This is a genomic window from Micromonospora nigra, assembly GCF_900091585.1.
Classification (GTDB): Bacteria; Actinomycetota; Actinomycetes; order Mycobacteriales; family Micromonosporaceae; genus Micromonospora; species Micromonospora nigra.
The window spans coordinates 2,622,308-2,642,930 of sequence record NZ_FMHT01000003.1 but is presented as its reverse complement, the minus strand read 5'-3'; the positions used below and the strand labels follow the sequence as shown (position 1 = coordinate 2,642,930).

17 protein-coding genes, 1 tRNA gene and 1 pseudogene are annotated in these 20,623 nt (G+C 71.4%); 12 read left to right on the top strand and 7 right to left on the bottom strand.

Features of this window, described 5'->3' with window-relative positions; all coding sequences use genetic code 11:
• The first annotated feature begins 24 nt into the window (after window positions 1–24).
• From GA0070616_RS11305 to pgfA, 4 genes are all read left to right on the top strand, one after another.
• Complete coding sequence (locus tag GA0070616_RS11305; RefSeq protein ID WP_091080587.1) at window positions 25–1,692, top strand: substrate-binding and VWA domain-containing protein; 1,668 nt, start codon at window positions 25–27, stop codon at window positions 1,690–1,692.
• The gene (locus tag GA0070616_RS11300) at window positions 1,689–5,939 is read left to right on the top strand and encodes an alpha-(1->3)-arabinofuranosyltransferase (RefSeq protein ID WP_245712724.1); all 4,251 of its coding nucleotides are present in this window, start codon (window positions 1,689–1,691) and stop codon (window positions 5,937–5,939) included. Before GA0070616_RS11305 ends, GA0070616_RS11300 begins: the two co-directional genes overlap by 4 nt.
• Entirely contained in the window at window positions 5,936–6,733 is a 798-nt protein-coding gene (locus tag GA0070616_RS11295; protein WP_175440046.1) for a class I SAM-dependent methyltransferase, read from the top strand. Before GA0070616_RS11300 ends, GA0070616_RS11295 begins: the two co-directional genes overlap by 4 nt.
• A 91-nt stretch (window positions 6,734–6,824) precedes the next feature.
• Window positions 6,825–8,012 carry a cell envelope lipid trafficking protein PgfA gene (pgfA, locus tag GA0070616_RS11290; RefSeq protein ID WP_091080580.1) on the top strand — a complete coding sequence of 396 codons (1,188 nt, stop codon included), beginning with the start codon at window positions 6,825–6,827 and terminating at the stop codon, window positions 8,010–8,012.
• Between the two features lie 209 nt (window positions 8,013–8,221).
• On the opposite strand, the gene GA0070616_RS11285 is transcribed toward pgfA, so the two are convergent.
• Window positions 8,222–9,892: a DUF885 domain-containing protein gene (locus GA0070616_RS11285; protein WP_091080577.1), complete on the bottom strand. Its 1,671-nt coding sequence runs from the start codon at window positions 9,890–9,892 to the stop codon at window positions 8,222–8,224.
• A 179-nt stretch (window positions 9,893–10,071) separates the two neighbouring features.
• Between GA0070616_RS11285 and GA0070616_RS11280 the strand changes: the two genes are divergently transcribed.
• A complete protein-coding gene (locus GA0070616_RS11280) occupies window positions 10,072–11,055 on the top strand; it encodes a DMT family transporter (protein WP_091080573.1) in 984 nt (327 codons plus the stop codon).
• 148 nt (window positions 11,056–11,203) lie between these two features.
• Here the strand turns inward: GA0070616_RS11280 and GA0070616_RS11275 are convergent, their stop codons facing one another.
• Both GA0070616_RS11275 and GA0070616_RS11270 read right to left on the bottom strand, forming a co-directional pair.
• Entirely contained in the window at window positions 11,204–12,274 is a 1,071-nt protein-coding gene (locus GA0070616_RS11275; RefSeq protein WP_091080569.1) for a PHP domain-containing protein, read from the bottom strand.
• Between the two features lie 102 nt (window positions 12,275–12,376).
• A complete protein-coding gene (locus GA0070616_RS11270) occupies window positions 12,377–13,117 on the bottom strand; it encodes a M23 family metallopeptidase (protein WP_091080566.1) in 741 nt (246 codons plus the stop codon).
• 70 nt (window positions 13,118–13,187) lie between these two features.
• Here GA0070616_RS11270 and GA0070616_RS11265 point away from each other — a divergent pair, with 70 nt between their 5' ends.
• From GA0070616_RS11265 to GA0070616_RS11255, 4 genes are all read left to right on the top strand, one after another.
• Window positions 13,188–13,529 (top strand): hypothetical protein, encoded by a 342-nt coding sequence (locus tag GA0070616_RS11265; RefSeq protein WP_091080563.1) that lies wholly within the window; start codon window positions 13,188–13,190, stop codon window positions 13,527–13,529.
• Between the two features lie 88 nt (window positions 13,530–13,617).
• Window positions 13,618–13,785: a hypothetical protein gene (locus GA0070616_RS28065; protein ID WP_175440045.1), complete on the top strand. Its 168-nt coding sequence runs from the start codon at window positions 13,618–13,620 to the stop codon at window positions 13,783–13,785.
• Window positions 13,786–13,904: 119 nt separating this feature from the next.
• Window positions 13,905–14,432, top strand: a complete 528-nt coding sequence (locus tag GA0070616_RS11260) for a tRNA adenosine deaminase-associated protein (protein WP_091080559.1) — start codon at window positions 13,905–13,907, stop codon at window positions 14,430–14,432.
• Window positions 14,433–14,577: 145 nt separating this feature from the next.
• A complete protein-coding gene (locus GA0070616_RS11255; protein WP_091090483.1) occupies window positions 14,578–15,045 on the top strand; it encodes a nucleoside deaminase in 468 nt (155 codons plus the stop codon).
• 94 nt (window positions 15,046–15,139) lie between these two features.
• On the opposite strand, the gene deoD is transcribed toward GA0070616_RS11255, so the two are convergent.
• Window positions 15,140–15,847 (bottom strand): purine-nucleoside phosphorylase, encoded by a 708-nt coding sequence (gene deoD, locus GA0070616_RS11250; protein WP_091080555.1) that lies wholly within the window; start codon window positions 15,845–15,847, stop codon window positions 15,140–15,142.
• Between the two features lie 75 nt (window positions 15,848–15,922).
• On the opposite strand from deoD, the gene GA0070616_RS11245 reads away from it, so the two are divergent.
• Window positions 15,923–16,009 (top strand) — tRNA-Ser (locus GA0070616_RS11245).
• Window positions 16,010–16,072: 63 nt separating this feature from the next.
• On the opposite strand, the gene GA0070616_RS11240 is transcribed toward GA0070616_RS11245, so the two are convergent.
• Both GA0070616_RS11240 and GA0070616_RS11235 read right to left on the bottom strand, forming a co-directional pair.
• Entirely contained in the window at window positions 16,073–16,567 is a 495-nt protein-coding gene (locus tag GA0070616_RS11240) for a thioredoxin domain-containing protein (RefSeq protein WP_091090481.1), read from the bottom strand.
• 32 nt (window positions 16,568–16,599) lie between these two features.
• Window positions 16,600–17,215: pseudogene (locus tag GA0070616_RS11235) on the bottom strand (hypothetical protein).
• Between the two features lie 350 nt (window positions 17,216–17,565).
• On the opposite strand from GA0070616_RS11235, the gene GA0070616_RS11230 reads away from it, so the two are divergent.
• Window positions 17,566–18,336 (top strand): sulfotransferase family protein, encoded by a 771-nt coding sequence (locus GA0070616_RS11230; protein ID WP_175440044.1) that lies wholly within the window; start codon window positions 17,566–17,568, stop codon window positions 18,334–18,336.
• Between the two features lie 545 nt (window positions 18,337–18,881).
• Here GA0070616_RS11230 and GA0070616_RS11225 read toward each other — a convergent pair.
• Complete coding sequence (locus tag GA0070616_RS11225; RefSeq protein ID WP_139128877.1) at window positions 18,882–19,538, bottom strand: hypothetical protein; 657 nt, start codon at window positions 19,536–19,538, stop codon at window positions 18,882–18,884.
• Between the two features lie 261 nt (window positions 19,539–19,799).
• On the opposite strand from GA0070616_RS11225, the gene GA0070616_RS11220 reads away from it, so the two are divergent.
• Window positions 19,800–20,618 (top strand): serine/threonine-protein kinase, encoded by an 819-nt coding sequence (locus GA0070616_RS11220; RefSeq protein WP_091080547.1) that lies wholly within the window; start codon window positions 19,800–19,802, stop codon window positions 20,616–20,618.
• Window positions 20,619–20,623: the final 5 nt, after the last annotated feature.

The window sequence follows — 20,623 nt, the reverse complement described above, 5'->3', positions numbered from 1 at the left end:
ACACATCGGGGAGGTGGCCGGACAATGCTGCGTAACGCCTTGACCTCGTCGCGTGACATCCTCCGTCGTTCCCCGGTGGTCCTGCTCAGCGCGGCTCTGGCGGTGCTGCTGCTCGGATGGGCCACGGTCACGTACGTCGCGTCCGAGCGACGTGTGCCGGCCTGCAGCGACCAGATCCGGCTGCGCTTGGCCGCCGCCCCGGTGGTGGCGCCGGCCCTGGACCGGATCGCGCGGGCCAGCGTCGGCAGCCAGCCCTGCGTGTCGGTCGTCGTGGAGGCTCGCCAGTCCGGCGAGATGGTCCGCGACCTGGCCGACGGTGTGGACGTCGCCGACGCGTGGTTGCCCGAGTCGACGTTCTGGCTACGCCGGGCGCGATCGGCCGGAGCCTTCGAGGTTCCCGCCCAGGGCACCTCGGTGGCGAGCACCCCGGTGGTGCTCGCGGTGACCGAGCCGTCGGCCCGCCGGTGGGGCTGGCCACGGCGGGCGCTGACCTGGCGGACCCTGGTCGGCCGGGCGACGAAGGTGTCGGTCCGGCTGCCCGACCCGGCGGTCGACCCGGCCGGAGTGGCGACGTTGGTCGGCGTACGGGCCCTCGTCGCCGGGGAGCGCGAGCCGGACGGTGCGCTGACGGCCACCCTGCGGCGGCTCGCCGGCCGGACGTTCACCCCACCCGAGGAGGGGTCTGCTCTGGTGTCCGGACGGCAGTTGCCGGGCCGCGCGGAGGCCGTCGCCACCACGGAGCAGGCGGTCCTCGAACACAACACGCTGGCCGATTCGGCCAAGCTTGTCGGCGCGTACCCGGAGGTGGCGGTCCCCGCACTCGACCTGCCGTACGCGGTCCTGCCCAACGCCCGTGACGCGGTCCGTGACGCGGCGAACCGACTGCTGGCCGAGTTGCTCACCGCCCGGGCTCGGGACACGTTGGCCGACGCCGGTTTCCGCAGCCCGGCCGGCTTCCCGCCGGCGATCCCCCGGGACGACCGGCTGAGCACCGAGGAGCTGCGCCCGACCCCGCTGCCCGCGGAGGAGGCGGTGACCGACCTGCTGACCGGGTGGAGCGGCGTGCAGCGCAGTGCCCGCATCCTCACCGTGCTCGACATCTCCGGCTCGATGGCCGCAAAGGTGCCCGGTGGCGAGTCTCGCCTCGACGCCACCCTCCAGGCCGCCCGCGAGGGCTCCGCACTGCTGCTGGACAACAGTGAGCTGGGAGTGTGGGTCTTCTCCACGCGGGTGGACGGGGACCGCGACCACCGCGAGATCCTCCCCGTCGCTCCGCTCGGCGACGCGCATCGGCAACGACTGGCCGACCGTCTGGCCGAGGTACGGGTGAAGCCCCGCGGCGGCACCGGCCTGTACGACACCACGCTCGCCGCCTACCGGGACGCCAGGCGGAACTGGACACCCGGCCGGATCAACCTGGTGCTGGTGATGACCGACGGCCGCGACGAGGACGGGGACAGCATCGGCCGAACGAAGTTCCTTGCCGAGCTGACGAAGTTGCAGGATCCGCGCCGGCCGCTCCCGGTGGTCTTCATCGGGTTGGGCCGTGACGTCGACCCGGACGAGTTGAACGCCGTCGCGAAGGTGACCGGTGGACAGGTGTTCCGCACCGACGAGCCGAGCGGCATCCGCCAGATCTTCTTCTCCGCGCTCGCCGATCTGAGCTGCCTGCCACCGGAGTGCCGCCGGTGATCCGGTCGTGGCCGTGGACGCCGCGCCCGCTCCTGCGGGCGGTACGCGAGGCGCCCTGCACGGCACTGGCGCTGCTGCTGCTCACCGTGATCGCGTTCGTGCAGCGACCCGGTCAGGTCACCTTCGACACCAAGCTCGATCTCGCCGCCAACCCGCTGCACTTCATGGCGCGTGCACTGCACCTGTGGAATCCCGAGGCGACCTCGGGCGAGTTGCAGAACCAGGCGTACGGCTACCTGTTCCCGATGGGGCCCTTCTTCGCCGGCGGCCAACTGCTGGGTGTACCGCCGTGGATCACCCAGCGGCTGTGGACGGCCCTGCTGCTCGTCGCGGCGTTCTACGGGCTGCTCCGGTTGGCCCGCGCGATGGACATCGGCACCGAACCCAGCCGGTACGCGGCGGCGCTCGGCTACGCGCTGGCCCCGCGGATCCTCACCGAGATCGGGGCGCTGTCCTCCGAGACGCTCTCCGCCGCGATGTTGCCCTGGGTGCTGTTGCCCCTGGTCACCGTCCGGAAGATCGGTTCGCCACGGCGGGCTGCGGCGCTGTCCGCGCTGGCGGTGCTCGGTATGGGCGGCATCAACGCGGCGGTGGTGCTGCTCGCCCTGCTGCTGCCCGGGGTCTGGCTGCTCAGCCGTCGCTGGAACGCCGACCACCTGCGGCTGGTGGGTTGGTGGTGCGGCTGCGTCATCGCGGTCAGCCTGTGGTGGGTCGTGCCGCTGCTGCTGCTCGGCCAGTACAGCCTGCCGTTCCTGGATTTCATCGAGTCGTCCACCACCACCACAGCGGTCGCCTCGCTGTTTCAGGGTGTCCGGGGCACCAACCAGTGGGTCGCGTACGTCGTGCAGGGCGAGCCGTGGTGGCCGGCGGGGTGGCTGCTGATCGACAACCCGGCGCTGATGACGCTCACCGCACTGGTGGCCCTCTTCGGCCTCGCCGGCCTCGCCGGGAACCTGTTGCCGGAGCGCCGCTTCCTGGTGCTGGGCTTCCTCACCGGATTGACCCTGCTGACCGTGGGCTACGTCGGCAGCCTCGACAGCCCCGTCTCGGAGCAGGTCCGGAACCTCCTGGATGGTCCCCTCGCGCCGTTCCGCAACGTGCACAAGCTGGACCCGGTGCTGCGGCTGCCGCTGATGCTGGGCTTCGCCCACGGCGTCGACGCCTGGGTCACCCGACTGCACCACGCAACCGCCAGGCGGCGGCCCGGTCTGCGTCTGCGGCCCCTGGTGTTCGTACCGGTGCTGCTACTGGTCCTCGGGGCCGCCGCGCCGGCCTGGCTGGGGCTGCTGCGGCCCGGTCCGGGCTGGTCGGACCTGCCGGCGCACTGGCGGGCGACGGCGACCTGGTTGGCCGAGCGGGATGCGTTGGCCCGCACGCTGATGGTGCCCGGCTCCGGTTTCGGCCAGTACGAGTGGGGCCGGTCCGTCGACGAGCCGTTGCAGGCATTGGCCGGTGCCCCGTGGGCGGTCCGCAACCAGATTCCGCTCGGTTCGGCCGGCAACACCCGGATGATGGACACCGTCGAGGCGGTGCTGGCCGGTGGCCGTGGCTCCGCCGGCCTGGCCGACTTCCTCGCCCGCGCCGGGTTCCGGCATGTGGTGCTGCGCAACGACATCGACCGGACCCAGGTGGACGCGCCGCCGGTCGGGGTGCTGCGCCGGGCCCTGGCCGGTTCCCCCGGTATCACCCGGGTCGCGTCCTTCGGCACCACCACCCGCTTCGGGATCACCCCGGGCAGCCCGATAGACGACGACGCCGGGCAGTTGCCGGCGGTCGAGGTGTACCAGGTGCGGGGCGAGGTGCCGGTCGCCGCCGCGGTGCTGACCGCGGACGTGCCGACTGTCAGTGGTGGGCCGGAGTCCCTGCTGCCGTTGCTCGAACAGGGACTCGTCGAGCGGAACCGCCCGGTGGTGCTGGCCGGTGACCGGCCGGTGGACGGGACCGAGCGGGCCGGTACCGGGGACAGGTGGATCGTCACCGACGGGCTGCGCCGCCGGGAGCGCGACGTCGGGCGGGTGCGGGACAACCTCAGCCAGACCCTGACCGCGGCGGAGGCGGGCCGGCAGGGACGGGTCGCCCTGGACCTGCTGCCGTTCTCCGCCGGCCGGCACCAGACCGTCGCCGTCTACCAGGGCGTCCGGGCGGTGACCGCCTCCTCGGCGGCGAGTTTCGTGGACACCCTCGCCCCCGCTGACCCGTCGCACCTGCCCTTCGCGGCGGTCGACGGGGAGAACTCCACCGCCTGGCGCTCGGCACCCCTCAGCGGTCCGAACGGGCAGTGGCTGGAGGTGGACCTGGACACCCCGCGCCAGGTCGACACCGTGTCCCTGGAGTTCGTCAACGACCTCACGGTGGGCTGGCCGGTGACCCGCTTCCGGCTCTCCACCGACCGGGGGACGGTGGAGCACGAGGTGGCCCGGAAACTCGGCGCCCACCCCTACTACACGCTGCCCGGCTCGACGAGCCGAATCCGGGTGACGGTGGTGGAGGTGGCCGGCGGACGGGTCGACGGCGGCGTCGGTATCCGGGAACTGTCCATCCCGGGCGTCGAACCGCGTCGGGCCCTGCGCGTGCCGACCGACCTGCCAGAAGACTTCGCCGGGCCGGTGGCGTGGTCGTTCAGCCGTGGATCCGCCGACCGGCCGGCGTGCCTGCCGACCCGGCAGCCTGCCGGGTCGGGGGGTGACGAGCCGGGCACCGTGATGCGGTGTGACCGTTTCCTCGCCCGGGTCGGCGAGGAGCCGCTCGGCCTGGACCGGGTGTTCCGCAGCCCGGTCACCGGGACGTACCGGCTGGCACTGACCGCCGTGCCCCGTCCGGGGGGCCCGGTCACCCTGTCCGGGGTGCCGGTGGCGGCGACCGCGTCGTCGCACCTGTCCGGGGATCCGGCGGTGGCGGCGTACGCGGCGGTCGACGGTGATCCGGGCACGGCCTGGCTCGCCGGCACCGAGGACGTGCGTCCGACTCTGCGGTTGGGCTGGTCCGGGGCGCGGCGCGTCGACGGACTGCGGCTGCGCCCGGCTGTGAACCCGGTCGGTGCGGTGCCCGAGCGGGTCGAGGTACGTACTCCGGGCCGCACCCAGGAGTTGCCGGTCGACGCCGACGGGTGGGTCCGCTTCCCTGCCCTGCGGACCGACCGGATCGAGATCGCGGTGCTCGACAGCGCCGAGCGGGTGGCCGACCGGCGCGACAACTGGACCGCCACCACCGGCGTGGCCGAGGTGGAGATCCCGGCTCTGGCCGACCTGCTCCGTCCGGTGCCCGGCAGCACCCGGGTCGTCGAGCGGTGTGGCTCGGGTCCACGGGTGGAACTGGCCGGAGCAAGGTACGACACCGCCGTGCGGGCCACTCTCGCCGACGTGGTCGCCGGCCGGCCGGTGCCGGTCACCGTCTGCGGGGTCACCGGTGCGGAGGTGGACCTCCAGGCCGGCGGGCAGCGGTTGGCCACCATGCCGTCGGCCGGCTTCCTGGTGCAGGACGCCGCGCTGCGGCCCGACCGTGCCGGCACCCCGCCCCGGCAACGCGAGGTCTCGGTGCTCGACTGGGATCCGACGGACCGGCGGGTGCGGATCGGCGCGGGCGGCGAGGCGCTGCTGGTCGTACCGGAGAACGCGAACGCCGGCTGGACGGCGACCCTGGACGGACGCAGCTTGGTCCCCACCCGGGTCGATGGCTGGCAGCAGGCGTGGGTCGTGCCGGCTGGAGCGGCCGGTGAGGTGCGACTGGTGTTCACACCCGACCGTGCCTACCGGGGCGGCCTCGCGGTCGGTGCGCTGGCCGCGCTGGCCGTGTTGGTGCTGGCGGCGCTGCCGGTGCGTCGCCGGGTGGCCGCCGGTCCGGAGCTGCCGGCCGAGGCGCCGGGGTGGTTCGTCGGTGCGCTGCTGGTGGCGCTGCTGGCCGTGCTGGGCGGGGTGTTGCCGGTGGCGATCGTGCTGGCCGGGATGCTGCTGCGGCAACTGGCCCAGCGGGCCCTGCCGGTGGTGGTGCTCGGCGGCCTCACGGTCGCCACGGTGACCGCGGTGGCGGGCCGACTACAGGGCCACGGCCAGGAGTGGACGTACGGGCCTTGGGTGCAGGGCGCGATGCTCGTGGCGGTCGGCGCCGTGGTCGCCGCGGTGGTGCCGGTGCCGGGCGTCCGCCCCGGGGAGGGCGACGAGGGCGGACCCCGCGCGCGGGCGGACACGACCGACCCGGATGATGTGACGCCGGACACGATTCGGGACGACGACGGGACGGGAGCGCGATGACTGCGGCACAGGACGTGCGCGGGGATCGGGCGGCCCGCCGCCGGTTCGCCACGCTCAACCGTTCAGTGGCCCTCTTCAGGGCCTTCCTCGTCGAACAGACCGACCCGGACCGGTTCTACGGACTGCTCGCCGCGGACTCCGTCCGGCAGATCTCCGGGTACACCCCGTTGGCCGGGCGCACCGTGCTCGACGTGGGCGGTGGTCCGGGCTACTTCGCGGCGGCGTTCCGGGAGGCCGGGGCCGCCTACGTCGGGTTGGACCCGGACGTCGGGGACTTCGCGCAGGCCGGCGCGTCGGCCGGGATGTTGCGGGGAAGCGGCACCGCGCTGCCCGTCCGGTCCGGCGCGGTGGACGTGGCGTTCTCGTCCAACGTGCTGGAGCACGTCGCCGAGCCGGCCCGCATGCTCGACGAGATGGTCCGGGTGACCCGCCCGGCCGGCACGCTCTTCATCTCGTTCACGCCGTGGCTCTCCCCGTGGGGCGGGCACGAGACGGCGCCCTGGCACTACCTCGGCGGGAAGCGGGCGGCGCGTCGATACGAGCGTCGCAACGGCCGGCCGCCGAAGAACCGGTACCGGGAGACCCTCTTCCCGACCTCGATCTCCGCGACCTTGCGGTGGGCCCGCTCCAACCCCGCGGTCGAAGTGGTCGACGCGCTGCCCCGCTACCACCCCTGGTGGGCACGCTGGATCATCCGGGTGCCCGGCGCACGGGAGATCGCGGCGTGGAACTTCCTGCTCGTGCTTCGTCGGACCGGGCCCCATCAGCACAGCGCGGTGGAAAAACAGAGCTGACCGGGGGTCGCGTTGTTATGTGACCAGGTAGTAACCTCGCGGCCATCCCACTGATCGATAGCGACGAAACTAGCTCCTCCAGGGAGGAAACATGAAGCACCGCGCCATCGGTGCCGTGCTGTTCGGCGGCGGCGTACTGCTCCTGGCGCTGGCCGCCGGACTGGTCTTCGTCGTCAAGCCCGCGATGACCAAGCTGCCCTACGATCTGGAGCCCACCACCTCGGTCGCCGAGGCGAAAGGGGCCACGTTCCTGCAGATCACCGACGGCGACGTCGGCATCTACCAGGCCGATCTCAAGTCGACCGTGCTGGTGTCGCCGAACGCGAAGGCGACCAGCGAGTTGACCGGCGACCTCAACGGCAAGGCGGTGGTCTGGGAGGTCGGTCAGACCGTCGACCGCACCGACCTCAAGCAGTTGGTCAGCGCGTACGGCGCCGCCCTCGCGCTGGACCGGGTCTCCGGCGCCGCGCTCGAGTGGGACAAGGAGTACCTCGACGACTCCGGCACCCGACAGGACGTCAACTTCTCCGGGCAGCTGTACAAGTTCCCGTTCAACACGGAGAAGAAGTCGTACGAGATCTTCGACCGTGACCTGCGGGCCAAGCGGGTGGCCGAGTTCAAGGGCACCGAGGACATCCAGGGCATCGAGGCGTACCGCTTCGAGCAGGTGATCTCCGACGAGAAGCTGGACCTGCCGGCGGACCGGATCGGGCTGCTGCTGCCGAAGCTGGCACCGGGTGCGACGGCCGGTGAGGTGAAGTACAGCAACACCCGGACGGTGTGGATCGACCCGGTCACCGGCTCCTTCCTGAACGTGCGTGAGGTGCAGCGCAAGACGCTGACCCCGAACACCGGGGCGCCCGTGGACCTGCTGAACGCGGACTTCGCGTACACCGAGGAGACGATCAAGGGGTCCGTGGAGCGGGCGAAGGAGAGCCGCGACAGCCTGACGATGCTGGGCGTGTACGCCCCGGCGGGTGCGGCCCTGCTCGGCCTCGTGCTGGTCCTGGCCGGTCTGTTGGTCGGTCGGCAGGGCTCGGCCACGGCGGCCGTCGAGGCGCGGCACCGGGCCGAGCCGGCCCCGGTTGCCGGCCTCACCCCGACCCGGGTGGACCAGACGCCGGTACGCGATGACACCCCGACCGTGGAGCAGCCGAGGACGGAGCCCGCGGGCGGCGTGCTGACTGACGAGATCCCACCGGCGTCGACGAACTGGAAGGGCGACGACCCGTCGGTGCCCACCCAGCGCTCGTCAACCGGCGAAGCAGAGAAGCGCTGACCGATGTAGCAGCGCGTACGACGCAGGGGTGGACCGGCTGCGGTCCATCCCTCGTGCTTTTCGGCGACCCGGTGACCAGCCTGGCATTCATCACCAGTGACACGCTGATCGCCAAGCCGAGACCGAAGCTGACGCTGGACTGAACCCGCCTCATCACAGTTGCGGGGCCGGTTGTCCACTGACCCCGCAGCACCAGGCGACGACAGACCCTAGAGGCGGCCCAGCGCCCGGCGCAGCGGATCGAGCCCCAGGGAACCCAGGTCGAGGGCCTGCCGGTGGAACTCACGCAGGTCGAAGTCAGCGCCCTTACGGGCCTTCGCGTCCTCCCGGGCCTGCAACCAGATCCGCTCGCCCACCTTGTACGAGGGTGCCTGCCCCGGCCAGCCGAGGTAGCGGTTCAGCTCGAAACGCAGGTTCTCGTCCGGCACCCGGCAGTGCGCCCGCATGAACTCCCAGCCCAGCTCCGGGGTCCACCGCTCGCCCGGGTGGAAGCCGAACGGATTGTCCTTCGGGATCTCCAGCTCCAGGTGCATGCCGATGTCGACGATCACCCGCGCCGCCCGGAAGGCCTGACCGTCGAGCATGCCGAGCCGGTCGCCCGGATCGTCCAGGTAGCCCAGTTCCTCCATCAGTCGCTCCGCGTACAGGGCCCAGCCCTCGCCGTGGCCGGAGACCCAGCAGAGCAGCCGCTGCCAGCGGTTGAGCACCTCGGCCCGCACGGCGGTCTGCCCGACCTGGAGATGGTGGCCCGGCACGCCCTCGTGGTAGACCGTGGTCACCTCGCGCCAGGTGGAGAAGGCGGTGATGCCCTGCGGCACCGCCCACCACATCTGCCCCGGCCGGGTGAAGTCCTCACTCGGGCCGGTGTAGTAGATGGAGCCGTCACTGGTCGGGGCGAGCATGCACTCGAGCCGCCGGACCTGTTCGGGAATGTCGAAGTGGGTGCCGTGCAGGTCGTTCACCGCCTGGTCGGCCAGAGCCTGCATCCAGTCCCGGAACGCCTCCTTGCCCTGGATGGTGCGGGCCGGGTCGGCGTCGAGTGCCGCGACGGCCTCGTCGATGCTGGCGCCGGGCGCGGCGATCTGCGCGGACACCGTCCGCATGTCGGCCTCGAGGCGGGCCAGTTCCGCGAAGCCCCAGGCGTACGTCTCGTCGAGGTCGACCTTCGCGCCGAGGAAGTACTGCGAGGCCAGCTCGTAGCGCTCCCGGCCGGCGGCCTGCTTCTCCCGGCCCTGCGGGGCGAGTTCGGTGCGCAGGAACTGACCGAACTCGGCCGTCGCGGCGGTGGCGGCCGCCGCGCCACGGCGCAGCTCCGCCTCCAACACGCCGTCGGCGTCGAGTCGTTCGACCAGGCCGTGGAAGAAGTTGTCGCCCTCCGGGTCGACCCAGACGTCGCACTGTTTGGCGACCTCGACGAGCTGGGCCCGGGCGCTGACATGGCCCTGCGCCGCGGCCTCGCGCAGCGTCGTCTTGTAGTCGTCCATCGTGGCGGCGAAGCGGTTCAGCCGGGCCGCGATGTTGGCCACCGCCTCGGCGCTTCCGGTGGGCATCAGGTCGAAGACCATGCGGATCTCGTGCAGCCCACTGGTGATGACGCTGACCTCGCTGGTCGTCTCACCGGTCTCGTAGCGGGCGAGTTCGAGGCCGAGGCGCTCCTGCATGGCCTCCTTCGCCGCGCGCTCGGCCTCCGAATCCGGCTCGGTGACGTCGAGGTCGGCCAGGGTGCGCCGGGTCAGCTCGGCGCGGGCCGTGTACCCGTCGGGCGACAGGTCGTCGAGCCGGTCGTCATGCCCGGCGATGCCGACGTAGGTGGCGCCGGCCGGGTTGAGCGGGGCCCAGTCGGCCACGTACCGGTTCGCGAGGTCGTCGATTCGTCCCACACGGCGACCCTACGCGAGGAACCCGGCCCACTGTCGACCGTGTTCGTGGCGTGTTCGGGGCAGCAGGTCGGCCGCGTCGAAGCCGAACGCCACCACCAGCGGAGGTGGTTCCTGTGGCGGACGACACGGTGGCCGAAAAGCGCAAGACTTCGCCGCGCCGCGGGGGCAGAGTGTCAGGGGTGACCACGGACATCACTCCTGACCGGGCGGCGCTGCGCAACTGGCTGCCCGGCTTCCTGGCCCTGGCGGCGATCTGGGGTTCCAGCTTCCTGTTCATCAAGGTCGGCATCACCGAGCTGCACCCGCTGCACCTCACCCTCTACCGGGCGGGTGCGGGCGCGGCCACCCTGCTCGTGGTGCTCGCCGTGCTGCGCGACCGGCTGCCCCGGGAGCCCCGGGTCTGGGCCCACCTGACGGTCGTCGCGGCGTTCGGCGTGGCGCTGCCGTTCACCCTGTTCGGGTACGGCGAACAGCGGGTCGAGTCGATGCTCGCCGGAATCTGGAACGCGACCACCCCGCTGGTGGTGCTGCCGCTCGCCGTCCTGGTCTTCCGCACCGAGCGGCTGACCCTGCGCGGCGCGGTCGGACTGGCCCTGGGTTTCACCGGGGTGCTCGTGGTGCTCGGTGTGTGGCAGGGCGTCGGCGGGGCGCACTTCGTCGGGCAACTCCTCTGCTTCGGCGCGGCCGCCTGCTACGGCGTGGCCATCCCGTACCAGAAGAAGTTCGTCGCCGGCAGCAGCCACAGTGGCCTCTCGCTGTCGACGGCGCAGCTGTTGGTCGCGTCGGCCCAGCTCGCGGTCGTCGCGCCGCTCGGCGGGGTGCCCCCGCTGCCCACGGCCCTGTCGCCACGGGTGGTCGCGGCCGTGGTGGCGCTCGGCGCGCTCGGCACCGGCCTGGCCTTCGTCATCCACCTGCGCAACATCCGCATCGCGGGGGCCACCACCGCCTCCACGGTCACCTACGTGATCCCGGTCTTCGCGGTGCTGATCGGCGCGCTCGTGCTCGGTGAGCGGCTGACCTGGCACCAGCCGGTCGGCGCCCTGATCGTGCTCGCCGGTGTCGCCGTCTCGCAGGGGTTGCTCGGCGCCGGTCGACGCCGCCGGGTGACGCCACCGGCCGGTGCCGCGGGCCTGCCGGTCACCCCGCCGCCCGCCCGCGTCTAGGGACGGGACGTCCGGGCTCGGCGCGACACCCTGGTCGAAAGGCCACCGCCCGGGTGCGGCCGACGGTGACGGGCCGGCCAGGGCCGTCTGGGCGGCGTCGAGGTCGGCGTAGCGCGCCGGGCCGGCCAGCGCGCGGCAGGCACCACGGTCAGGGGCGGCCCCGAGCCCAGGCGACCAGGTCGTCGGCGGCCCAGGTGTTGACCACCCGATCGGCGGGAACACCACACCGGGCCGCCCGCTCGCAGCCGAAACGTTGCCAGTCGAGCTGGCCCGGCGCGTGCGCGTCGGTGTTGACGGCGAAGACACACCCCGCCTCCATCGCCCGGCGGATCAGCCGCTTGGGCGGGTCCTGACGCTCCGGCCGCGAGTTGATCTCGACTGCCACCTGATGTTTCACGCAGGCGGCGAAGACCGCGTCGGCGTCGAAGTCGCTCTCGGCGCGGCTACGGGCCCGGTGCCCACGGTCGCCCGGCCCGGTCACCCCCGCCGGGCGGGACGTCACCATCCGCCCGGTGCAGTGCCCGAGGATGTCCAGGTGGGGGTTCGCGATCGCGGTCAACATCCGGCGGGTCATCTTCGCCCGGTCGTCGTTGAGGCCGCTGTGCACCGAGCCGACCACCACGTCCAGGCGGGCCAGCAGGTCCTCGTCCTGGTCGAGGGAACCGTCGGCCAGGATGTCCACCTCGATGCCGGTGAGGATGCGGAACCCGTCGGGCAGGGCCTCGTTGAGCGCCGCGACGTGGTCGAGCTGCCGGCGCAGCCGGTCGGCGGTGAGACCCCTGGCCACCTTGAGCCGGGGGGAGTGGTCGGTCAGCACCAGATACTCGTGACCCAGCTCGGCGGCGGCCAGCGCCATCTCCTCGATCGGCGAACCGCCGTCCGACCAGTCGGAGTGGGTGTGGCAGTCGCCGCGCAGCGCCGTGCGCAGCGCCGCCGCCTCGGCGCCCAGGTCGGTGCCCTCGGTGGCGACGAGCCGGCGCAGGTAGACCGGCTCCTCCCCGGCCAGCGACTCGGCGACGCAGCGGGCGGTCACGTCGCCCACCCCGGACAACTCGGTCAGCTTCCCGGTGCGGGCCCGCTGCGCCACCTCCTTCGCCGGCAGCGCGGACAGTGCCTTCGCGGCGGACCGGAAGGCACGTACCCGGTAGGTGGCCTCGTTGGCCCGTTCCAGCAGGAACGCGATCCGGCGAAGGTCGGCGACGGGATCCCGGGCGGTCATGCCCTGCAACCTACGCGCCCGCGCCGCCCGTCGGGGGACGACCGGCGCGCGGGTGACCGGCCCGGTGGCCCGGAAGTTGCCGGAGGACCGCGGGTGCCCAGGTCAGCCCGGCGGCTCCGCCGGGCAGCCGTGCCGGCGGTGCCACGCGGCCACCGCCGCCGCCGGCTCGCGGTTGCCGCCCCGCCGCCACGAGTCCAGGTACGGCGCCGGCCACACCACCCCGCGCCGGATCCACCAGCCGTCCCGGCCCACACATGGTGGTGAGATGCCGAAGTGCAGGTGGCACACATTGTTGGCGTTGCCCGTCCGACCCACCGCGCCGAGCCGCTGGCCCGCCCGCACCCGAGCCCCCGGGTCGACGCCGTCGGCGATCCGGCTCAGGTGCGAGCCGTAGTAGCGCACCCCGTCGTCGCCGATCAGCGACACCGACAGGCCACCGTTGAACGGGCCTCTCGGCCCGCGCGGATCGAACCGGTCCACCCGGCTGACCTCGGCGACCGTCCCGTCGGTGACCGCCACGAACGGCGTTCCGCAGTCGGCGAAGATGTCCGTTCCCGGGTAGGCCGAGTGCGTCGGGTGGTAGGCCACGTCGGCCGCCCGTACCGGAAAGACGTGTCGCGACGCCGCGCGGGTCGGTGCGGCCGACGACGCGGGCGGCTGCGCGGTGGCCGGCCCGGTCCGGTCGGGCCCGGCCGGTGCGCCGCTCACCACCCGTGGCGTCGGCGCGGTCGGCGGCGGGCCGTCGGCCGCCCGGGGCGGCGCACCGCAGCCGGCGGTGAGTGCCACCACGAGCAGCAGCAGCGCCGTCGGGCGTGGGCGGGATCCGGGCGTCGGCGATGACATCCGAGCATCCTCCCAGAGTCGGTACGGTGGTCGGGTCGCCGCGCGTACGCCGGAAGGGAGTCTCGTGAGCATGTCGCCGCGTACCCCCTCGGGGTTGTTCCCGGCCAGCGGGCCGCCGCGCCCCACGTGGCGCGAGCCGCACCAGGTCACCGGAGCCGGCGTCGCCGCCGGTGCAGCCGGGGCCGCCGGCTGGCTGATCCTGTTCGGCCTGCTCGGGCGGAGCGTCCCCGGCTACGCGTGGTGGACCGTCGTGGCCGGTGGTCTGGCCTGGCTGGTGGCGCTGCTCCTGGTGCGCTCCGGTGACCGTGGGGTGGCCACCGGCATCGCGATCGTCACCGCCGGCGGGTGGAGCGTCGCCGCGGCGGCGGTCGCCGTGCGCTGGGCCACCAGCGGGGACTGGCCGATGTGGTGAGGCGCGCTCCGGCTGCGGTCTGTGGCCTCCCGGCTGCGCAGCGAAGCCCGTCTTGACGTGACCGCCGTTACTCGGCACTCTCGCCAGTATGGCCTGGACCACTCCGCGATTGGATCCCGAGCGCAGTCGCCGTCGCCTCCAGCTTCTCGCGCAGCTGGCAGACGCCCGGACGGTACGCGAGCGGGAGCGACCCCAGCGGGCCCGGACCAAGCAGCTGCGGCAGCTCATCGCCACCCGTCGTCGCGCCACCGACTGACGACTTTTGCCACGATCGGCCGGCCCTTCGGGGCGTTGACCGGTCCCTCGCCGACCTGACCGGCTAACGTGCACGCGTAAAGAGGGCGGCGTGCTGTGCCGAGGCTACTTGGGGGAACCATGTCGTACTTCGCTGCGGCCGTGGTGCGCGACGGGAGCGGCTGGTCGGCCGCCGAGGTGAACCTGCGCGGGGTGACCGACATCGAGGAGGTCGCCGACCGGCTGCGCGATGCCGAGCCCGATGCCGACCTGTCCCTGCTGTTCGTGGAGGCCGACGACACGTACCTGGTGATCCTGCGCCTCGACGAGGGGCAGGATCTGCGGGTCTTCGGCTCCGACTCCGCGTACGCGGAGGAGTCCCGGCTCGGTGCGCTGCTCGTCGGAGACCTGAAGACCTCCGTCACCGGCCTCGACGACATCGAGGAGGCCCGCCCCGCGACCGACGGTGGTGACGACGAGGAGCAGCCGGCCGTCGATCCGGAGGCCGACCCGGTCGGCGATGCGGATCTCCTCGCCGACCTGGGTGTCTCCCCCGCGAAGCTGCTCGCCCTGTGCGGGCACGAGGGCATGATGCCGGCCGACGTCACCGCCGAGGTGTGCCAGGCGCTGGGCTGCGCCGACGAGGTCGAGGAACTGCGTGAGGTCTGAGCCGGCGGACGCCACCGACCCGGCGCTGGAGACCGTCCGTCCCGGACAGCCCACGCCCGGCCGGCTCGGCCGGGTCGGGCCCGGCGCCGACGAGGGGCTGGCCGATCCAACGGGCGCGGGTCGGCGGCAACGGCACGAACTGTGGATGCGTCGCGCGCTGGAGATCGCGGTGACCGGCCCGTCGTCCTCGGGGCCCACGAGCGCCGGTGGGCCGGTGACCGGTGACCCGGCCGACGACGTGCCGGTCGGGGCGGTGCTCTACGGGCCCGACGGGGCCGAACTGGCGACCGGGCGTAACGAGCGGGAACTCACCGGCGACCCGACCGCGCACGCGGAGGTGCTGGCCCTGCGCCGGGCGGCGGAGCGGCTGGGCCGTTGGCGGTTGGCCGGGTGCACGCTCGTGGTGTCCCTGGAACCCTGCACGATGTGCGCGGGCGCGATCGTGCTCGCCCGGGTGTCGACCGTGGTGTTCGGGGCGTGGGAGCCGAAGACCGGCGCGGCCGGGTCGCTGTGGGACGTGCTGCGCGACCGCCGGCTGAACCACCGCCCCGAGGTCTACGGCGGAGTCCTTGGCACCGAGGCCGCCGCGGTCCTGCGCGCCTTCTTCCGCTGACCCGCCCCACGCGCGGCACTGCCCCGTCCCCGGCGGGCGCGGCGCTGCCCCGCCCGGCGGGGCTTCGTGGGACGGGGCAGCGGAGGGTGGACCGTCAGGCGATGATCGTGTCCAGGGCGATCTCGACCATCTGGCTGAACGTCTGCTCGCGCTCCTGCGAGGTGGTCTTCTCGCCGGTCTTGATGTGGTCGCTGACCGTGAGGATGGTCAGGGCGCGGGCCCGGAACCGCGCGGCGATCGTGTAGAGCGCCGCCGACTCCATCTCGACCGCGAGCACGCCGTAGTCGGCCAACGCGTCGTAGAGGTCCGGCCGGTCGCTGTAGAAGGCGTCCGCCGCCAGGATCGGCCCCACCCGCATGCTGACGCCGCGCCGCTCGGCCACCTCGACGGAGGTCCGCAGCAGCCCGAAGTCGGCCACCGGGGCGTAGTCGATCAGGCCGTCGAAACGCATCCGGTTCATGTTCGAGTCGGTGGACGAGCCGATCGCCGCGATCACGTCGCGCAGCTTGAGATCCTCGACGAGGGCACCGCAGGAGCCGACCCGGATCAGCGACTTCACGCCGTACTCGTCGACCAGTTCGTGCGCGTAGATCGAGGCCGACGGCATGCCCATGCCGGAGCCCTGGACGGAGACGTCGACGCCGTTCCAGCGGCCGGTGAAGCCCAGCATGCCGCGTACCGTCGAGTAGCAGGTCGCGCCCTCGAGGTACGTCTCCGCGATCCACTTGGCCCGCAGGGGGTCACCCGGCATCAGGACCCGCTCGGCGATCTCGCCCGGCTTCGCGCCGATGTGCGTACTCATGCCAGAGATCCTGCCAGGCCGGTCGGGGGGACACCGGTTCGGCGTCGGAACCCGTGATCCTGTAGCCTGTTCGGCGGTGGCGTGTCCGAGTGGCCTAAGGAGCACGCCTCGAAAGCGTGTGAGGGTTTACGCCCTCCGCGGGTTCAAATCCCGCCGCCACCGCTCGTGAACAGCGAGAACGCCCGGTCGATCCTGTCGGATCGACCGGGCGTTTCGCATCGGTGCTCAGCAGGGGCCGTGGCCTTCGTCGAACGCGCGCTGCGCCCAGTCGGCGTACCCGGCGATGACCTTGCGGACCCGCTGCCCGTCGTGCAGGAACAGGTAGGCGCGGTCACCGTCGCGGGCCAGCAGGCCGTCGAAGCGGTACGTCCCCTGTGGAGCACGGAGGTGGCGGGCCGCCGGGTAGCGGGTCCTCACCTCGGCGATGGGGGTGCCGGCCGCGACGCCCTCCGGGGTGCGGACCGGGTCGCCGACCCAGAGCAGCACCAGGCGGTCCTCGGCGAAGATCGGGCTGATGGTCTGGTGCCCGGACAGGGTTGGACCGCAGGCGTCGACGTCGGTGCGCAGGATGCCCCGACGGGTCAGCTCGTCCTCGGTGTCGCCGAAGTCGACCTCGGGCAGCCCGTCGAGGTCGACCACGGTGACGGCACCCGCCGGTTCGTGGACGGGTGTCTGGTCCGCTGGAAGCGCGCCGCTGCCCGCGATCGAGGCAGCGGTCAGCAGTGCGGCAATGAAGCCGAATTGTCGCAATTTCATGGAATCCCCCAGTCCCCAACGGGGCGGGAGGCATCTGGTTGCTGGCGTTGGGTATTTTGCCCGCTTTCCCAATCCTCGGCCAGCTCGTCCCAGTAGTCGGCGCTCAGCCCGCGCCGACCGTGGGCCAGCCAGCCGGCGGTGTCCCGCTCGACGTGCAGCCCCAGTTCGGCGAACGGGTCGATCCAGACGCCCGGCTCGACGCCCAGCTCGACGAGCGCCCCGTTGATCGGCCAGCCGTCCCGAGGGCCGTCCAACGTCGCGTCGAAACGGGGTCCCCAGGTCAGGTCGCCGTCGAGCCAGACCGCCGCCGCCTGGTGGCCGACTCCGCCCGCGAACTCCGCCTCGACGTACGCCAACGGGCCCCGCCGCGACCAGCGGGCCAGCACCTCGTTCCAGCGCGGGGGAGAGCACCAGCGTGAACGGGTGCTCGGAGTCGCGTTCGTCGACCGCGAAGTCCGGCGGCGAACCGGTCAGCTCGGCCACGAGCTGCGGGGTCATCGGGAGCAGGGCGAAATCCTGGCGCAGCCCGCCGAGGACGGCGTGGTCCAGTCCGCAGGTCTCCTCGCCGAGCAGGTCGGCGTCCGCCACCACCGCGCTGAGCTCGTAACCCATCGGCTCACCTCCTGCGTCCACAGGCTGTGGATAGAACATGTGTACGACGAAGGTCCCCCGGCGATGAACCCTCAGCGTAGTGGGCGCCGGGCGGCCATCGCGGCGCGCGATCGCGGTCCGACCGGGGTGTCGCCGGACAGGCGGCAGCGCGGATCGACGGTCGGGTGCAACGATGACCTCCGATGGCACCTGAGAAGGGTGCCGCCACGGGGGGATCCGTCACAACCGAGAGACAGCATCCAGCCCGGCGTGAGGGGTGTGAAGCCCGTGCCGCAGCGTCCTCGGCCATCGACGGTGGTCTTGCCGTCGCCTAGGGTGGAGCGGCAACGGAGTCGACGGGTGAGGAAACGATGTTGGAGGTAGTGGGCGCCAGCTTTGGGCGTACCGGCACCAAATCGCTCAAGACGGCATTGGAGCGGCTCGGCGTCGGGCCCTGTCACCACATGTCCGAGCTGCTGTGGCGGGTACCGGAGCGGACGAAGGCATGGACAGCGGTGGTGGATGGCGCCACGCCCGACTGGGAGGCTCTTTTCGCCGGCTACCGCGCCACCGTCGACTGGCCCGGGGTCACCTTCTGGCGGGAGTTGGTCGACGCCTACCCCGACGCGAAGGTCATCCTGACCACCCGTGACGCGCAGGCCTGGTACACCAGCGCGGACCGGGCGATCGGCTGGATGTTCCGGGAGTCCGCCACCCCGTTCGGTCGGCTCATCCTGTGGTACCGCCTGGCTGCCATGTACGGCCGTACGATGCGCGGTCGCTGGCTGATGCGGCACTGGGGCCCGATGACGAAGCGGCTGATCTGGGATCGGCAGTTCGGCGGCCGGTTCGACGACCGAGCCCACACCGTCGAGGTCTACGAGCGCCACGTTCGCGACGTGCGGCAGCGGGTACCGGCGGACCGTCTTCTCGTGTACGACGTGTCGCAGGGTTGGGAACCACTGTGCGAGTTCCTGGGCGTGCCGGTACCGGACGAGCCCTTTCCGGTCACCAACGTCTCGGACGAGTTCCGAGCGACGCAGCGGCGGTTACTCGTCCGAGGATCCCGCGTCCCGCTGTTGATCGTCGCTCTGCTGGTCGTGGCAGCGGTTCTCCTGGCCGTCGGCATCGGCATCGGCTGAGGCCACCGTCAGCGACGCCCGGAGCCGGCGAGGCGGTGGGAGCCTCGCAGGACTGTTCCGGGGCGACCTGCCGCGTCGGCCCAGGGAGTCCCGCGACGAGCAGCCGGACAGGCCGGAAGAGGGCAGGCAGGACGACAACTGAGACGGCAGCGATCGTAGGGACGACTCAGGGCCGGCACCCGGTGGGGCCGGCCCTGTCGTTCGTGCTGCTCAGGAGAGCGGAGGATACGAGATTCGAACTCGTGAGGGTGTTAACCCAACACGCTTTCCAAGTCTGTCGTCTCGCGTTCACCGCAGCTCGCACCCGTCCCAGGCAGCGACGTCCGCGCGGTATGGGACTTCAGCGGATGACCTTGGACGTGGCCGAACGAGACGACAACTGAGACGGCCCAAGACTGGCCGCACACGCTTTCGAGGTCTGCGACCACGCGTCCGTGCCGGTTCGACAGCGCGACGTGTGGAAAGCCGTACAGCTGCTCGGCATGATCCTCAACCACCTGCACTGGCGGAACGTGGAGGTGCCGCTCCCGAGGAGTGAGGACGACCTAAGCGACTGGCGACGCCGTCTCCCCTTCGCGCTGCGGTACCTTGTCCGCCTGCTTCTCGCTCTCGACCACAAGCTCGTGGAACCTCTGCAGCGCTCTTACTCGCGCCACCGCCTGCCACCAGCGGCCGTCAAGAATTAACGCCATCTGCTGCGACAACTCAAGGATGAGCTTTGCCTTGTCGTGGCGGGTACGGGCTGACAGCATGGCGCCTTGCACGGTGCCGATGTATGACATCACGATCTTCATGGGCATGGAGTGGAAGGTGCTGGCGTGTCGGTCCATGCTGTCCGTCATTGCCTGCACCTGCTGGCGCATCCGTTCGTATTGGCGCTGTCGTTCTGCTTTCAGGGTCTCGCGGACCTGCGGTTCCGCTTCTTTAGGTATGTCCAAGGTGAGGAACGTTGCCGGCAGGCAGATGGCGATGAGCGCCGCTGATAGCTCACGGCGCGACCGGAGCGCGGTGGTGATTCGCTCCTTGCGGGCCTCAAGGCGCGGCTTAGCGGCATATTCGGTACCCATGGTGACGATCAGGGCTGTGGTGGCGGCGGTGGCGACAGTGTCCCAGTTGACCGATGGCATGCGGGGCAGCATGCCGTGGCTAGGCCCATCGACAGTCACGCGACGCTGTCGGGTTTTTGACTGTTCCAGTTCCACGGCGCGCGCCCGGCCTGTCCGCCACCCTTTCAAAGTCTGTCGTCTCTCGTTCGCCGACGTAGCCGAACGAGACGACAACTGCGACGGCCTCGGACTGGTGCCTCGGCGGGGTGGACCTTGGGCAGTTTTCAAGCACTGGCGGTCACAGGAATGCTGGAGCAATGAGGAGCCTCATCATCTGCCAAATTGCTCTAATGAATCATTCCAGACAAAACGGTTGGCGCTCGCCAGTCGCGGTGTTGATTCCTTAAGCTGACGTGCATGACCTTGCCAAACCCTCGACTGGATCCACGCCTCGTAACTTCGGTCCTAGGATCGGATGCCGCTCTTCTTGGTGTCGGTACCTTCGGTGACACGTGGAAGGCCGGAGGGCGGGCGGTCAAAATCTTGTGCGGTGCCCCCGCCGACCCACGCCGCGTAGAGCGCGAGGTAGAAGCACTGCAGCGTGTAAATCACGAGAATGTGGTCCGTCTCTACGGGCTGACGCACCTAGCATTCGGGGACCGCACCTATCCCGCGCTTGAATTCGAATACATTGCCGGTGGCGATATGGCTGAGCGGATAGGCAAGCAAGAGTGGCCGACTGAAACGGAGGCCGGAAGCCTGCTCACCGCGCTTCTAACTGGGTTGCATGAACTTCACGAGAGTGGCACGATCCACCGCGACTTGAAACCTGCAAATGTCGGTTTGAGAAATGGCGACTGGCGTAAACCAGTCATCCTGGATCTCGGCCTTTCAAAGCAAGTCGACGCGGCCACCCTGACCGTCTACCCTGGATTCCTTGGCACTCCGCCTTACATGGCCCCTGAGCAGCTGCGCAGCCAGCCGGCGCAGAAGGCGAGCGACTTGTTCGCGGTTGGCGTCATGGTGCATCAGGTGCTCAGAAGGGAACACCCATTTTATGAAGATGGCAAGGTCTACGATTTCGATGCCATGTTGCGGGCAGTGGAGAGCGGGTCCCGTGCACTACCTGCTGAAACCCCTGAGGGGTTGCGCCGTGTCTTAGATCGACTACTCTCTGTCCAGGCTCACCGGCGCGGTAGCACCAGGAGCAATCTTCGGATCTTGGAGCAGGCATAGGGGAG